Source organism: Bacteroidia bacterium (assembly GCA_016218155.1).
In the GTDB taxonomy this organism is placed as follows: Bacteria; Bacteroidota; Bacteroidia; order Bacteroidales; family GWA2-32-17; genus GWA2-32-17.
On record JACREQ010000111.1, the window covers coordinates 77,843 to 93,920 of the forward strand.

Sequence of the window (16,078 nt, forward strand, 5' to 3'; positions counted from 1 at the left end):
AACATTATTTTAATATTAAAAAATCATTATACTTCCTTAAATAATCACTTTCTTCATATTTCTCTGAAGTCAGTACTAAACAAATTGCTCCTGATGAAAAATTTAATTCGTGAGCCCAAATACCTGGAGGGATATGCAAAGCATAAAATGGTCTGTTTAAAAAAATATTTCTATTATTTGTTCCATCATCTATCTCAACTTCAAAACTACCGCTGGCTGCAACTAAAAACTGATGACACTCCTTGTGTGCATGTGCCCCACGAGATTCTCCACCAGGTATATCATATATATAAAACACTCTTTTAATCTCAAAACATAGTTGTTCATTGTTAGTAACAACAGTAATATTTCCTGCCGGATTATGAATTTTTGGTAATTGCACAATTTTGCAATCATCAATAGTACTTGTATGAAAATTTATTTTTTGCACAGCTTTAAAAAATCATGAAAATTATAAATATAATCATCGGGGTTATAAACTTGAGAAGCTAATATAAGACATAATGAGTTAGTCGAAAAATTTTCCATTCTTCTCCAAATTCCATTTGGCACATAAAGCCCATAATAAGATCTGTTTAAAGAAAACACTTCTTCTTTAACTCCATTATGAAGAACTACATCAAAACTTCCGGATAAAGCAATTACAAATTCATGTAATGTTTTATATGCATGTCCTCCACGCACCTGTCCGCCGGGCACATCATAAATCCAGTATGCTCGTTTTATTTCAAAAGGAATATGATTTCCGCCTTCAAGAAATGATAAGTTTCCGCGAGGGTCGGTTATTTTTGGAAGATCAATTCGGTATACGTTATCCATTATCGATTTGGGATTTAGGATTTGGGATTTAAAATTTATTGATTTTTCCAACAACATATTCTGCTTCCTGTATAGTTAAAACAGGGCTAATTGGTAAACTTAATACCTGATCGTGTATTGTTTCAGTAATAGGAAATGACAAGTTATTCCATTCTTTATATGCAATTTGTTTATGTGGCGGTACAGGGTAATGTATTACAGTTTGAATACCATTATCTAATAAATATTTTTGTAACTCGTCCCGTTTTTCTGTTTTTATTACAAAAAGATGCCATACCGGTTTTCCGTAATTCGCAACAATTGGCAATATAATTTTGGAATTTTTAATTTTAGACAGATAGTAATCTGCAATTTTTTGACGATGTTCGTTTTCTGTATCCAAATATTTTAATCTAATAGAAAGTATAGCTGCCTGTATTTCATCCAAACGACTATTAGTACCCTTATACAAATTATAATATTTTTTATGAGAGCCATAATTTCTTAAAGCATTTACAGTTTCTGCCAATTTATCATCGTTTGTTGTTATAGCACCTCCATCGCCCAAAGCTCCAAGATTTTTTCCGGGATAAAAACTAAACCCCGCCGCATCTCCAAAGCTTCCGGCTTTGATTTTATTGCACGTTGCACCATGCGCCTGGGCAGCATCTTCAATTACAAGTAAATTATGTTTTTTTGCAATCTCAAGAACATGGGTCATGTCAGCACATTGTCCGTATAAATGAACCGGCATTATTGCCTTCGTTTTAGATGAAATCTTTTCCTCTATTTTTAGTGAATCAATATTAAAAGTATTAGATTCAGGTTCAACCAAAACCGGCACTAAACCATTTGCAGAAATTGATAATATAGTAGCAATATATGTATTTGCAGGAACAATTATTTCATCGCCTTGCTTTAATTTTCCTATCTCAATATAAGCGCGAAATATTAGTATTAATGCATCTAAACCATTTGCTACACCAATGCAATGTTTTACTCCAATATATTTTGCAAAATTCTTTTCGAATTCTTCAACCTCTTTTCCTAAAATAAACCATCCGGATTCTATAACACTGTTTATTGCATTTTGAATCTCAATATTATATGGCTTAATTATTTTTTGTATATCAAGAAATTTTATCTCCATTTTAAGGTACTAGATTTTCTATTAAAAATTCAGAAATTACAACTATATTTATAAATGACACCAAAAATAATTTTATGATTTAATGTTTAAAACCTTTTCTATTGTCTCATGCAATTTTGATGCAAAAGCATTCCAATTTAATACTGTTTCAAATCTTTTGCGAGAAAGAACTGACATCTCTCTATATTTTTCTTTATTCTTTATCAGAAATAATATCTGTTTTGCATAATCGACATAGTTACTATCACGCGGAAGTACAATACCTGTTTCATTATTTATAACTATTTCAGATATATCACCAATACTATTAGAAATACATGGCAAACCATAGGCGGCAGCTTCACAAAAAACAATTCCATACATTTCTGCTCCTGGAAACAATATAAAAAAATGGGCATCAATATATAACTTATCAATAATCGACAATTCTTGAGGATTATTCTTATTAAGCATCGGATAATTTGTAATATACGGTCTGCTAAATTCATCAGGAACTTTACTGCCAACAATTGTTAGCTGAATATTTACATTTTGTTTAATAAGTTCATCACAAATTGCAATAGCAATTGCCCCGCCTTTTCTGTCCCAACCCTTACCAACAAATAAAAGTTTTACAGGCTCATTATCCTTAATCTCTTTTATAGAAAACTTTATATTATCTGTATTTAAATTAGCGCCAAATGGTATTACAGTAATTTTAGATGATGATATATTAAAATCATTAACTAACGAAGGAATAATCCACTTTGATGATGACACTATATGAACAGCTTTATCTGAAACAGTTATTGCACAGTGTCTTTGAGATTTTAAATATTTTTTAGACCAACCCTTTCCATTGTTATACTCTTTATAAAGTAAATCAACTGTAGCATCAGTTATTATAAATAATGGAGTGCTGCTATTTGTGTAAAGAAAAGGAATATTTGAAGGTGAAACTATTGCATCAACCGGATCATTTTTCAATATGTTATCTATGTACTTTGCATAAATCTTTGGTAAAAAATAAGAATGATAATAATTTACACATTGTTTTCTGGTTAATTTATTTAATATTGACGAAAACGAAGTAAATAAAAAATATAATAACCGATTACCTTTTTTAATAGGGCTAATGGTAACAATTTCATTAAAACTATTTTTAAGATGATTATACATATAATAAGGAGTACCTGACCAGATCCCCTTATCGTGAACATTTTGCGGAAGAATAAATGCAATTTTCATTTTTGCAAAATACGTTAATTTGGAACAATAAAATGACTAATTATAATCACATCTCAGTTTCCTTTAATTCTATTTCATTTAATAAATATAAAAGAGCAATTACAATATTTAAAAGCATTAGTCCTTGTACAGAAAAATAGCTTGAAGAAAAACCATGAAAAAAAAAGAAAACAGGCATTATAGCAAAGCCTAAAGCATATGATTTGGCTGATATAGATTTCGCTGACTTATATATCTTAATTCCTGTTTTATATATTTTAATATAAATCAGAAAAAACAAATAAACACCAATTAATCCAAAAACAAGTATAACATTTTGCCATGTAGAATCGCCATTAAGAGCATATGGATCATTATAAACAACTGATATAACTTCTTCTGAATTGTAATCATTATAGTTTAATCCAACCCCAAATACCGGCACTTCGCTAAGTAACACACCCATCTTATCTGAAAACATCTGATATCTTGTTGCAAAAGTTCCTTCATTTTTTGAAATATCATTATAACCAGATAACATTCTATTTGAAAAAACAGAAGAATTAAAGCCAATAGCTGTAAATATTGTTAACACAGAAAACCCTATAATACTTAAAAGTAATGCATAGTTAAACAACATTGACAGGCGCCTTGTTTGTTTTAAATGAATATAAAGTATAAGCGAATATGAAATAAATAATCCGAAAATAAAGCCTCTTGAGAGTGTGAGAATACAAACAACAAGCGATAAAATAACAACAAAATATTTATATAGCATTTTGTTAGTCGCCGGTTTAGAAATAATTTCTGATAAACCCAAAATTGTCATTGGTGCCACGATAAAAATTCCGGGATTATTTATTCTCCTTATCCCTTCATAATCGGCAGCCCCCCCAGATGCTTCAAAATCTGCACCTGTAATAAACTGATAAAGATATACAGAGGAGGCAATAAATGCAATCCAATAAAGTGTATTCATAAAATACTTAATATCACTCTCATCATTAATTAATTTAATCATTGGAAAGAATAAGACGATAGTATAAATAGGAATTAATCTTTGAGCAATTAGACCTATTCCTATACCTTGGAATAAGATGCCCCTAATTATTTCTACAAACAATAAGCCTATAATTAAAACATAAGGCAAAAGAAATCCTTTAAATATTACTATTTTTTTCTTTTTAATAAAATATGAGATAAAAAGCAGATATATTATTAAAACAAGACTATCTGTAACATTAAAGAATGGTGTTCTTAGTGATAACCAATACCATGCAATACCAAAAGTTTTTAAACCACCGGTTACAATAAAAAGAGTTATTAATAATATATTTAATTTGTTACGAAACATTTTTGTAAAATATATTTAGCTGCAATTTCAGGAGTATAATTAGCATTTACATGCTGTAATAAAGTATCAGTTAAAATTGTTCTTTCATTCTCGTTCTCCAGATAATATTTAACAACATCAGCAACTTCTGAATAATCTTTAATGACAGGGATTTTTATTGACCCGAAAATTAAGGGAATATCTTTCCGATATTCAACAATAGGTAATATTCCAGAGCCAATAGACTCTAATACCCGAAGATGAATACCATTAAGAATGCCTGGATTACCATCAACCACAGTAATTTTTGAGCAATTATACACACAATTTACTTCACTAAAAGTAAGCGGTTTTTTTCTTAAAACAACTTTATTTTTAAGTTGAGGAAAATATGAAAACCATTTAACCCATGACGAATCACCATAAATCTTTAAATCAAACTCTGTTAATTTGCTAAATAATAAAGCCTTTTTATATCCCCAAGTATCGTGATAGTTACGACCGACATACACAACATCATTAGCAAACTGCTTCTTTTCATCTTCTGTTATTTCTGTTATAAAGTTTGTTTTATTAGAATAACCCCAAAGAAGATAATCAACATTTTTAATCCCAATAACTTTTAGTTGTTCAATCCAGAAAGTATCGGGCGCAAAAATATAATCGGCCTGTAAAAATGTGGGTAGATTATATGATCTTTTATGAACAAAATAAGGACTATCACCTAAATAAAAAACCAATTTAGAAGTTTCTTTTATTTTTATTGCTGTTTCGGGCAACAATTGCATATCATTATATGCTATTACTAATTCAGGCTTTTCTTTTTCAATAATTTCTAAATATTTACTATTTAAGTTTGCCTGAATTTTTGATAGTGCTTTTCCAAAATATTTTACAGGCAACCGTGAGTATAATCTTGTTCTTCTTTTCTGAAATCTACTTGAATAATCATTTGGGTCAATTACAATAACTGACCATCCCAGACTTTCAAATCCTTGAACAACCAACGATGTTAAAGTGTATGCTTTAAGTGATATTAGTACAATTTTCATTTCTTAAATATTTATGATTGTACGTTGTTAATCGTACATACAGAATTCTATCTGCATAATTGGTTGCTTTGTCATATTATAGTATAACATTCTTATTATTTTTTTTATCATATTATCATTTCTACTTAAAAAAGAAATATTATACCCTCTTGTTTCAACATTTTTAAAACCCAATTTTTTAAAAGTATTTTCGAATTCATCAAGTGTATAACTAATCTGATGTCCATCCTGTTCAAAAGAATGACCGCAGTTAGGGCATATTCTATAAGTTAAAGGCAACTTATGAGGAACAGCACCAACTACCTTACCTCCGTTCTTTAAAAGCTTTTTTAGGTTTTCTACAACTTTAATCAATTCGTCATGACGAAAATGTTCAAGCACATGATTTACTAAAACAACATCATACTTAACCTTAACTTCACTTTCATTCATAAGATCCACAACCCTAAAATCAGCGTTAGCAATTTTTTTTTTCAAAAATTCATCCCTTGTAATTTCAATATTCTTTGGTGAAATATCGGCACCACAGACCCATTTAAAAATTGAAGAAAGTAACTCTAATGTTTTACCGTTTCCAAAACCAATCTCCATTAAATCACAATTCACTATTTTCTTTTCTTTTAGTAAATCTATAATATAATAATATGTAGGATCATTTTTTCCCGACTTTCCTGAATATGCTTCACGACTTACCGTCTGGTATGCATCCCATATCTCCGGTTTATTTGTTTTATTTGCCATTTATTTGTTTTTAAATTTCGACATAATTATTACATCCTCATATTTATTATTTATAAAAACATGCTCAGCCAAAATTCCTTCTCTTTTAAAACCATTATTTTCATATAATTTAATTGCGTTAATATTATTTGACAATACTTCTAAAGTAATTTTGTGTAAATTCAATGTTGCAAAAGCATATTCAACTAAAAGGCTTAATGCTTCTTTACCCATTCCTTTCCCTTGATTCTCTTTATCGCCAATAATAATTCCAAAATAACAATTCCGATGAATCCAATTTATTGATTTAAGCATAGTATAACCAATTACTTTCTCCTTTATATCTGTTATAGTAAAAAAGACTTCATTATTTTGAACATTGTTGGCTACTTTATTGTACCAATTATCATCAAGTTCCTTTGTTACAGGAAATGGATGAAGAATAGCCTGATTTTTTATTTCTAAATCATTTCTCCATTGATTGAATAAAGTTAAATCTTCTTTTTCAATCATTCTTAGTTTAACATTTTTTCCTATGAGCATAGTTATAATACTTTAATTTTGGATTGTAATATTTCTGAGTATTTTAATGCATTTTCGATAGCAGAATGCCTGTTATTGCTTTTAACAATTACAAAACCGGCTCTCTTTGAAGAATCGGTTATTTCTGATGTAAGTTCTCCTTCTTTTAAAAATATATTGGCATGAACTAAATGCTCATCATTAAGTAAGTCACTCCACTGTTCTACTTTAACTACTGTTTTACCGGCAGGTAAATTCAGATACCTAATTACTGCAGCATTCTCACTTCTTACAGGGACTCCCATAAAATCATTCATTGCAATCTGAACAGATAATTTCTCTATATTAATTCCAGTTGACAATGGGACTAAATGGGAGGTAATATAATCACCGCCCAAACGTGCACCAATTTCAACCATTTTAGGTCCTTTGTTTGTTATTTTAAGCTCAGCATGAGTTGCACAATTATCAAGTTCTAAAGCAATAATAGCTTTTTTAACAATCTCTTCAATAGCTTCTTTTTCATAGTCAGAAATATTTGCAGGCTGTATGTGTGCCATTTCTACCGTGTGAGGAAATGGAGTTATTTCTTTTTCTGTTATTTGAATAACAAATGTTTTTCCATTGTTAGTAACACTTTCCACACTATATTCATGTCCTTCAATAAACTCTTCAACTATTGCTTTACCTGTTGATGAAAAAGCAACTGTTAGATTAAAATATCTTTCTAAATCAGCTTTATTCTCTATTCGAAAAACACCTCTGCTCGAGAAAGAATCAACTGGCTTTAAAATTGCAGGAAATAATATATTTTTATCATCAATTTCTGACGGAGAATTTATTAAATAACCTTTAGCGCAAGGCACTTTATTTTTAATAAAAGCTTGTTTCATCAGGTATTTATCACGAGCTCTTTTTATTCCTTCAACTGTTGGAAATCTATATTTTTTTTCTTCTGCCAATTGCGCCATTAACAATAAAGGATTCTCCATTTGGCATGTAACAATACCTTTAATATTATATTTTTCAGCAATCTCCTTAGTACCTTCATAATCTTTTGGAGCTACAACTTCAAATATATCTGCATATTTTTTTCCTAATGCATTTTCATTTGGATCTATAACAATAGTTCTATAACCAAGTTCTTTTGCTCCAGTAATTAAAGTTTTCTGGTTGTCGCCACCCCCAAAGATTAAAATGCTCTCCATTATAAACTAAACATTAAATACTTTTTTAACTGCATTAACAACATTCTTTTTTTCACTTTCAGTTAGTGATGGATAAATGGGCAATCTTAACAACCGACTAAAAAATTCCATACTACCTGGAAAATCTATATCCTGCCCTAAATTTGTATAATATTTATTTCTATGCAACGGGGTATAATGTACATTTGACATAACACCTTCAGCCCTTAAAGCATCCATAATCCAATATTTTTCTTCAGGTGGAACCAATATTCCAAACAAATGCCAGTTATGCTCTGAACCATCAGTAATTCTCATAAAATCAAGACCCGTAATGCCCGATAAATGCTCCTTATAATAATGTGCAATACTTTTTCTTTCGGCATTCATACTATCAAGTTTTTTTAGCTGCGAAAGTCCTAATGCACCTAAAATATTAGACTGTACATAAGAATTCCCTATATCAACGTATTCGTAAAAACCTCTTGTTTTATTATCTGTAAGAAATGAATATTTATCAGTTCCTTTCTCCCTCATTATTTTAATCCTGTCTGCTATTTCGTCAGAGTTAGTTGTTACGGCACCACCTTCACCTGATGTCAGGTTTTTTGTGCCATGAAAACTAAAAGTAGAAACATCTGCCAATGCACCTGTTTTTACACCACGATAAACAGAACCAATTGATTGCGCAGTATCGTGAACGACATATAAATTATTTCTTCTTGCTATTTTGTTAATTTCATCCATTTCTGCCGGAATACCGCCATAATCAACTGGTGCAATAGCAACAGTTTTTTCAGTAATTAATGCTTCGAGTTTTGAAATATCTAAACTACCATTATCTGAATAGACATCAGCAAGAACTACTTTTAAATTATTGTAAATAGCACCAAGTGCAGTAGAAGTATATGTAAAATCGGGAATAATAACTTCACTGCCTTCTTTAAAATTTTTTACTCTGAACGCAAGCTCCAATGCACTTGTTGCAGAATTAACAAATAGTACATGTTTTACTCCTAGATATTCTGCCATTTCTTTTTCAAATTCCCTGCAAGCAGGACCATCACCTGAAACAAAAGTAGATCTTAAGGCCTTATCAACAGCCTCATAATCATCTTCCTGTAAAAACGGCTTGTGAATTAGTATGGGTTCGTTTGAAATAGGCTTACCACCATTAATAGCTAATGCCGGATCGTTTTTTTTCATTTATTTCAATTTTATTTTTCAATTAATGTATTTTAATAATTACAATCTAAAGAAGTTTTTTAGACTTTACATACAAAACTAAATAGTTCTATAATGGGAATAATATTCATAAAAATTGAATACCCTTATTAATTCATCAATTCCCTGCTCAATTGTTTTATTTGGTTTATATCCTAACTTTTCAATTTTATCAAACGAAACAATAAAGTGTCTTAAATCTTTATCTTTAATATCAGAATCAATAATATTAAAATCTACTTTTTGTTTTATCAGATTTGCTATTTCTAATTTTGAATAATTTAAATTATTTCCTCCTGCATTAAAAATCTGACCCTTCATTTTTTCAAAATTATTTAATGCAAACAAATAACAATTTACAGCATCGTCAACATGAATAAACGTTCTTTTGGCAAAGCTATCAAAAAGAACAACTACATGTTCTTTCATAGCTTTATATGTAAAATCGTTAACCATAAGATCCATTCTCATTTTTGGGCTAGGTCCGAATACAGTAGCAAATCTCAAGCTAATAGAATTCTCTCTGTCAGACACAATTTTTTCTGCATCATACTTTGTAATTCCATATGTACTAACCGGATCAACCGATGTGTTTTCATCACATGCAACACCAGACCTTCCATAAAAAGAAGTAGTAGAAGCATTAATTAATATTTGTTGTTTTGAAAGATTTTTTACTAATATTTTTGTTGCCTCAACATTAATCAAAATAGCAGAACTTGGATTAGCTGCACAAGCAGGAAATCCGCTAATACCGGCTAAATGAAACACCACATCATAACTATGAAGATTTTTTATTTCATTTCTTATATCAGATTTCAATACAGTCAAATTTGGATATTCTGTAAGAAAAAGAAATGGCTCAAAACCATACATAAAATTATCTAATACCGTAACATCATATTTTGCTTCTAACAAAGCTCTTGTTAGTTTAATGCCTTTATATCCGGCTCCTCCTGTGATAAGAATTTTCATAATATTATAATTGTTAATTATTTTACATTTGAAAGAAATCGCTTTAAAAATTTCAACAATTTAATGCATTTATATATTTAATATACTCAGTTGCTACTGCATCCCATGTTTTATTTTTTACTGTTTCAGAAATTTCTTTACTCGAATATTTTTTCTTCTTAAGGGTTTCCAACAATTTTGCAATTGTTAAAACATCCTTCCCATTAATAAAAACAGAATTTATTTCATTTAACAAATTACCTTCTTTAGCAATTGGTAAATCTGAAGGAACTATAACAGGAACTCCACAAGCAATGCTTTCAATGTTTACCATACCAAATCCTTCCATAATGGATGGTTGTATTAAAAAATCACATTGCACAAAATAAGTTGAAAGTTGTGCTTGTGATATATAACCAAGATATTTAAAAGTTATAGATTGACTTTTAGCAAACTCATCCATATCCTTGGCTAAATTATTTGGATCATAACCTATACAAATAAATTCAAAGCGAGTTGGCTCTTTACACATTGAAATAGCTTGTAGAACTCTATTCTGACCTTTATTTTCATTTAAAACACCAACAGAAAGCAGCCTTATTTTATTCTCATTTTTTTTCTCAAGATTAACAACTGGTACAACTCCTGGATTAAATAAGACAGGATCAAATCCATTATTAAAGACTGCTTTATTCTCCTGACTTACATTGTATTTAGCACACCACTCTAATAGGTTCTCATGTGAAAGAAAATTAAATCCATCCCAAGTTTGAGTTGATATTTCTTTTTCAAGGTTTATTAATTGTTTATAATTTTTATGCTGATAAGCTTTTGTATTTAAACCATGAATTCGAATAATTTTTTTAAACTTCATTTTTAAATTTAAATTATTAAGAACAACTCCGGCAAGCGCACCATGTACATGAACAATGTCCGGCTTTTTCATTTTTATATAATAATGAAACATACAAAAAAGTTTAAATGCAGTAAATCTAGTTAAACCACATTGAAAAATATCTTTTTTTGAGATTTTATAATACTTTAAAAATGTTGATAGTGAATGAAAAAATAATGAAAAAATAATTCTAAAATGAAACCCATTAATTTGCATTCCATCTACACAAACTCTCCTTTTATTTAAATCAGTTGCAATATAATGTGTGTCAAATGACTCTTTTTCTTTCAAACAAATTGCATAATGTAAATTATATGTAGCATAAGCAATACCTCCTTTATTTGTTCCACCTTTTGAATATGGTAACAATCCAAAAACAAGCATCAAAGGATACTCTCTAAACATTATTTAGTCTTGCTTTAAATAAGAATTCTGCAAATAGAAAATCAAACGCATTATCAATATCAACAGACCTTTCAACAGGCATAATATATGCTTTTGTACTTTTACCTAAAAATCCTTTATTAAAAAAATACTCATCCATTTCTGATATATATATTGCTCCATTTATTCTGTAATAAATTGGCAAATCCTGTGAACGTTTTCCCTTTACTTCAGGTTTTATAAAATCAGCCATACTTTTATTTTCAGGAAGTACATTTGCCCATAAAGGAGAATGTTCCATTTCAGAAACAGAAACAATTGACTTTACTTCATCATTTAACATTTCAATTGAATTATCAATATCCTCTGAAGTTCGAAGTGGAGAAGTAGGTTGCAATAGTAAAATATAATTAAATTTTTCATTAATATATTTTATAACATGATTTAAAACAATTATAGAATCAGCATTATCAGTTGCAAGTTCTGATGGTCTAATAAATGGAACTTCTGCTCCATATTCTAATGAAATTCTCTTAATCTCTTCCGAATCAGTTGATACAATTAATCTATCAATATATTTAGATCCTTTTCCAGATTCAATTGTCTTAGAAATTAAAGGACTACCCGCAAAATCTAACATATTCTTGTTTAACAATCGTTTGCTAGCGGCTCTTGCAGTAATAATTGCTAATATTTTCTTACCATTATACATCTTTATTGTAAATAGTTATAACAATTAATCAAATTTTAGTTTATAAATATCATTTTTTGCTTTTTCAAAATCATCTTTATTGCCGATATCAAGCCAATATGCAGATAAAGGATACGAAATAACTTTTTTGCCTTCTTTTATTAATTTCTCCATTAAATCTGTGGTATTGTAAAAAGTGTCTTTGGGAAAATATTTAAACACAGATTTTTTCATCAAATAAATTCCTCCATTTGAATAGTAGGTATAGGTTGGTTTTTCTTTAAAATCCAAAATATGACCATTACTAGTTTCCAAAACTGCATAAGGTATATTAACTTGATATGGAATTGTAACAACAGTCATATCTGCATCCTGATTTATAAAATCTAGAAAAAAATGTTCATAATCAATGTTTGTAAGCAAATCAGAATTAACAACAAGAATATTATCATGTTCAAAATTTTCTATTTTGGAAATTGCGCCAATAGTTCCCATAGGTTTATCTTCTCTTACATATTGAATAATAACATTACGATCATTTCCATTTCCAAAATATTTCTCAATTTGTTCTCCCAAATAATTAACAGAAATCCAAAAATCATCTATTCCAAATAAAGACAAACGATTTAAATTGTGTTCTAGTATTGGCTTATCACCTACTATTAATAAAGGCTTTGGTATGGTATCGGTAAATGGACGAAGCCTTTCACCTCTACCCCCAGCCATAATAACAGCATCAACCGGAAGATATGATTTAATTTCTCGGAAATTAATAACATTAACTACATGATTTTCTTTATCTAGTATTGGAATAATTCTAAAGTTGTTTTCGCGATATTCAATTACTTTTGATAAATCATTCTCACCTTTTCTAATAAACCGAGGATTTTTCTGAATAATTTCATCCACAACATTACTAATACCATAACCTTTTAACAAACCACGTCTGACATCGCCATCGGTTAAAGAACCGATTAGTTTATCCTCTTCATTAACAATAAATAAAATTGCATCTTTAGCAAGAATATCCAATTGACTTAAAGCATCTTTTACAAGGCTCCCTTTTTTTAATAAATGCTTATTGAAAGATCTCATTTATTTATTTTTAAAATACTAATTATTTTTTCTGCAGCATTACCATCCCCATATAAATTTACACTTAATGGAGGTGGTAATTTTTCAATAACATTAACTGTTGTTAAGATATTTTTCTTTGAACAATTTATAGAGTAAATATTAGGGGTTAAAATTCTACCTTTTTGTCTGTCACCAATATTAATAACATATTTTGGAAAATATGAGGCTTCAACAAAACCGCTTGATGTGTTTCCTAATAAAAAACTACAATATTTCATGCAAGATAAATAACCCTTCATCCCAAATGACTCAATAAGAATTATTTTATTTTTGTTTAATGCAAATTCTTCTATTTTATTTCTGACCATTAAACCCATTGTATCAGAATTTGGCATTGTTATAACAATTTGGTATTTCTCCATTAATACCTCTATAGAAGCTAATAATTCAGAAATATAAATTTCATTTTTTTCTAATGAAACGGTTTCCGGATGAAATGTTGTTAGTATAGTTGGTTTATTTAAATCAATATTAAATTGCTTTTTAAAATCATCAATATTATATAATTCAACATTTTTTAAATTATCAATACTAAGAGCTCCAACATTAAACACATTTTGGTGCTTATCAGTAATCTCTAAAGCTCTTTTTTTATACACTTCTGTAGAAACAAAGATAAAATCAGACATTAATGAAATACTATGTCTGTATGAATTATCTATTGCACCTAATGTAGTCTCTCCACCATATAAATGTACAAATTTTACATTAAAAGGAGATCCAGCAACAACAGCAGCAAACATTTCATATCTATCCCCTATAGCAAAAATTATATCAAATTTATTATTACTCCAAAAATCTGCAAACACTTTAATTGTTTCGCCAATTGAAGAAGAAATTTCTAAAGGAGAATCACCTGCTGCAGTAGTAACGATTTGATGATTTACCTTAAAGTTATTGCTTAAAATTTCACTTATTGTTTTACCATGAACATCTGATAAATGAGTACCAAAAGCAATTATCTCTGATTGAAAAAAATTATCAGCAAATATCTTTTTTAGTAATGGCAAATAAATACCAAAATCAGCTCTAGAACTTGTAAGTATACCTACTTTCATTTAGATTTTTTTTATTAAATTTCAATAATCTCATCTTCCTGAAAGTCTCTTCCGGCTTCCCTTCCAATTATATCATCCCAATGCATAGGGCTTATACCAATACCAGGCCTCTTAATTATTATGTTTTTATCAGTAAACACTTCTCCCTTTCTAATAAAACTGGCAGCATAAATACTTTTTCTTGCAACTGTAATATTTTTTATTTCAGAAACTGATGGTTTTTTTACTCCATTTCCTAATGCCTTTTCTACATTTCTAATTGACTCAACCATTATTTTTAGTTCATTAGGTGATAAGCTTGCTTTATGATCAGGACCTTCCATATTTTTATCCAGTGTAAAATGCTTTTCAATTACTTCAGCACCCATAGCAACTGCAGCTATAGGAATCTCAATTCCTGATGTATGGTCAGAATATCCAATTTTAACGCATAACTTATCTTTGATTGTAATCATTGCTTTTAAATTAACATCATACATGGGTGTAGGATATTCAGTATTACAATGAAGAACAGTAATTTTCTTCTTGGGAGTTCCTGCTTTTACTAAAATATTAATTGCACTTTCTATTTCTTTCATTTCGCTCATTCCTGTTGAGAGAATTACTTCCTTTTTTAGTGAGCCAATTTTTTTTAAAAGTAGTAAGTTGGTAATTTCACCAGAGGCTATTTTAAAAACTCTCATATTTATGCTATTAAGAAAATCAACACTTGGTAAATCAAAAGGAGTAGACAAAAATTCTATCCCAATAAACTTACAATAGTCGTTTAATTTTTTAAATGAATCGTATGACAATTCTAGATTTTTTGCCATTTGATATTGAGTCTCATTTACATCAGTGCCTTCAAGTTGATATAATGCTTTTTTTGCAGATTTTGTAATTGTTAAATCAGCATTAAAAGTTTGAAACTTTATTGCATCAACTCTTGCTAAGAAAGCTTCGTCAATCATTCTTTTTGCCAATTCAAAAGAACCATTGTGGTTAACTCCAGCTTCAGCAATTATAAAAGTTCTCATATTAAAGAGTTCTTATAAGTTTTCTCTCTCAGATCTTGAAATACTAGTATTTGGTCTGCCAATTTTTATAACCTTTGCAGGCACACCTCCAACAATAGACTCCGGATCAACATTCTTTACAACACATGAACTAGCACCCACAATAGAATAATCACCAACTTCAATGTCCTTAATAAATGCATTTGCTCCAATTTGACATACTTTTCCAATTCTTCCGCCACCATTAACTGTCACATTTGGGCTTATTATTGAAAATTCACCAACACTTACTTCATGTCCCAAAACAACATGAATATTTAGCATAACAAAGTCGTGAATTGTACAATTTACAGTTAGGTCAGTATATCTACCGATAACAACACCCTTTCCAATTTTATTGGATTTATGAACTCTTACTGTAGGAGATATTAATGTAGCCCATTTAATTTTTTCATTATTCATTTTTCTAATTGTTTTCTCACGTAATCTTGCATCGCCAAATCCAACAATAAAATAACAATTTGAAAATAAATTAAAACTATCGTATCCACCCAATACTTTATAATCAAGAATTTTCTTTTTGTTTTCAAAAGCGAAATCATCAAGAAAACCCATAATATTCCACTCAAGTTTATTCTCATTAATTTCTTCAATTAACCAAGCCAACTCTTGACCAAGAGCACCAGCACCTACAATAATGATATCTTTCATATTTACATTTATTATAAAATTATCCTACTAGGAAAATTTACTCAAAAATTTTCAATTTTTT

At 29.3% G+C, this 16,078-nt stretch carries 17 protein-coding genes; all 17 read right to left on the reverse strand.

Going from position 1 to position 16,078, the window contains the following annotated elements; genetic code table 11:
* Positions 1-4: 4 nt before the first annotated feature.
* The 17 genes from HY951_18980 to HY951_19060 all read right to left on the reverse strand — a co-directional run bounded on the left by HY951_18980 (position 5) and on the right by HY951_19060 (position 16,017).
* The gene (locus HY951_18980) at positions 5-421 is read right to left on the reverse strand and encodes a WxcM-like domain-containing protein (protein ID MBI5542149.1); all 417 of its coding nucleotides are present in this window, start codon (positions 419-421) and stop codon (positions 5-7) included.
* On the reverse strand, positions 418-819 hold the full coding sequence (locus tag HY951_18985) for a WxcM-like domain-containing protein (GenBank protein MBI5542150.1): 402 nt from the start codon (positions 817-819) through the stop codon (positions 418-420). The genes HY951_18980 and HY951_18985 overlap by 4 nt, the downstream gene beginning before the upstream one ends.
* Positions 820-847: 28 nt before the next feature.
* Positions 848-1,948, reverse strand: a complete 1,101-nt coding sequence (locus HY951_18990) for a DegT/DnrJ/EryC1/StrS family aminotransferase (GenBank protein ID MBI5542151.1) — start codon at positions 1,946-1,948, stop codon at positions 848-850.
* 72 nt (positions 1,949-2,020) lie between these two features.
* The gene (locus HY951_18995; GenBank protein ID MBI5542152.1) at positions 2,021-3,175 is read right to left on the reverse strand and encodes a glycosyltransferase family 4 protein; all 1,155 of its coding nucleotides are present in this window, start codon (positions 3,173-3,175) and stop codon (positions 2,021-2,023) included.
* Positions 3,176-3,221: 46 nt separating this feature from the next.
* Positions 3,222-4,508: an O-antigen ligase family protein gene (locus HY951_19000; protein MBI5542153.1), complete on the reverse strand. Its 1,287-nt coding sequence runs from the start codon at positions 4,506-4,508 to the stop codon at positions 3,222-3,224.
* Positions 4,490-5,539: a glycosyltransferase gene (locus tag HY951_19005; protein ID MBI5542154.1), complete on the reverse strand. Its 1,050-nt coding sequence runs from the start codon at positions 5,537-5,539 to the stop codon at positions 4,490-4,492. The genes HY951_19000 and HY951_19005 overlap by 19 nt, the downstream gene beginning before the upstream one ends.
* A 27-nt stretch (positions 5,540-5,566) precedes the next feature.
* Positions 5,567-6,280, reverse strand: a complete 714-nt coding sequence (locus HY951_19010; protein MBI5542155.1) for a class I SAM-dependent methyltransferase — start codon at positions 6,278-6,280, stop codon at positions 5,567-5,569.
* A complete protein-coding gene (locus HY951_19015; GenBank protein ID MBI5542156.1) occupies positions 6,281-6,802 on the reverse strand; it encodes a GNAT family N-acetyltransferase in 522 nt (173 codons plus the stop codon). It lies immediately after the preceding gene.
* A 2-nt stretch (positions 6,803-6,804) separates the two neighbouring features.
* The gene (locus HY951_19020; protein ID MBI5542157.1) at positions 6,805-7,989 is read right to left on the reverse strand and encodes an ATP-grasp domain-containing protein; all 1,185 of its coding nucleotides are present in this window, start codon (positions 7,987-7,989) and stop codon (positions 6,805-6,807) included.
* Positions 7,990-7,995: 6 nt separating this feature from the next.
* Positions 7,996-9,174: a DegT/DnrJ/EryC1/StrS family aminotransferase gene (locus tag HY951_19025; protein ID MBI5542158.1), complete on the reverse strand. Its 1,179-nt coding sequence runs from the start codon at positions 9,172-9,174 to the stop codon at positions 7,996-7,998.
* A 78-nt stretch (positions 9,175-9,252) separates the two neighbouring features.
* Positions 9,253-10,167, reverse strand: coding sequence for an NAD(P)-dependent oxidoreductase (locus tag HY951_19030; GenBank protein MBI5542159.1), 915 nt, complete (start codon positions 10,165-10,167; stop codon positions 9,253-9,255).
* Positions 10,168-10,219: 52 nt separating this feature from the next.
* A complete protein-coding gene (locus HY951_19035; protein ID MBI5542160.1) occupies positions 10,220-11,446 on the reverse strand; it encodes a glycosyltransferase family 4 protein in 1,227 nt (408 codons plus the stop codon).
* Positions 11,439-12,137, reverse strand: a complete 699-nt coding sequence (locus tag HY951_19040) for an acylneuraminate cytidylyltransferase family protein (GenBank protein MBI5542161.1) — start codon at positions 12,135-12,137, stop codon at positions 11,439-11,441. The genes HY951_19035 and HY951_19040 overlap by 8 nt, the downstream gene beginning before the upstream one ends.
* Before the next feature lie 24 nt (positions 12,138-12,161).
* Entirely contained in the window at positions 12,162-13,211 is a 1,050-nt protein-coding gene (locus HY951_19045; GenBank protein MBI5542162.1) for a nucleotidyltransferase family protein, read from the reverse strand.
* On the reverse strand, positions 13,208-14,311 hold the full coding sequence (gene neuC, locus HY951_19050) for a UDP-N-acetylglucosamine 2-epimerase (hydrolyzing) (protein ID MBI5542163.1): 1,104 nt from the start codon (positions 14,309-14,311) through the stop codon (positions 13,208-13,210). Before neuC ends, HY951_19045 begins: the two co-directional genes overlap by 4 nt.
* A gap of 14 nt (positions 14,312-14,325) precedes the next feature.
* On the reverse strand, positions 14,326-15,327 hold the full coding sequence (neuB, locus tag HY951_19055) for an N-acetylneuraminate synthase (protein ID MBI5542164.1): 1,002 nt from the start codon (positions 15,325-15,327) through the stop codon (positions 14,326-14,328).
* A gap of 12 nt (positions 15,328-15,339) precedes the next feature.
* Positions 15,340-16,017 (reverse strand): NeuD/PglB/VioB family sugar acetyltransferase, encoded by a 678-nt coding sequence (locus HY951_19060; protein MBI5542165.1) that lies wholly within the window; start codon positions 16,015-16,017, stop codon positions 15,340-15,342.
* Positions 16,018-16,078 lie beyond the last annotated feature (61 nt).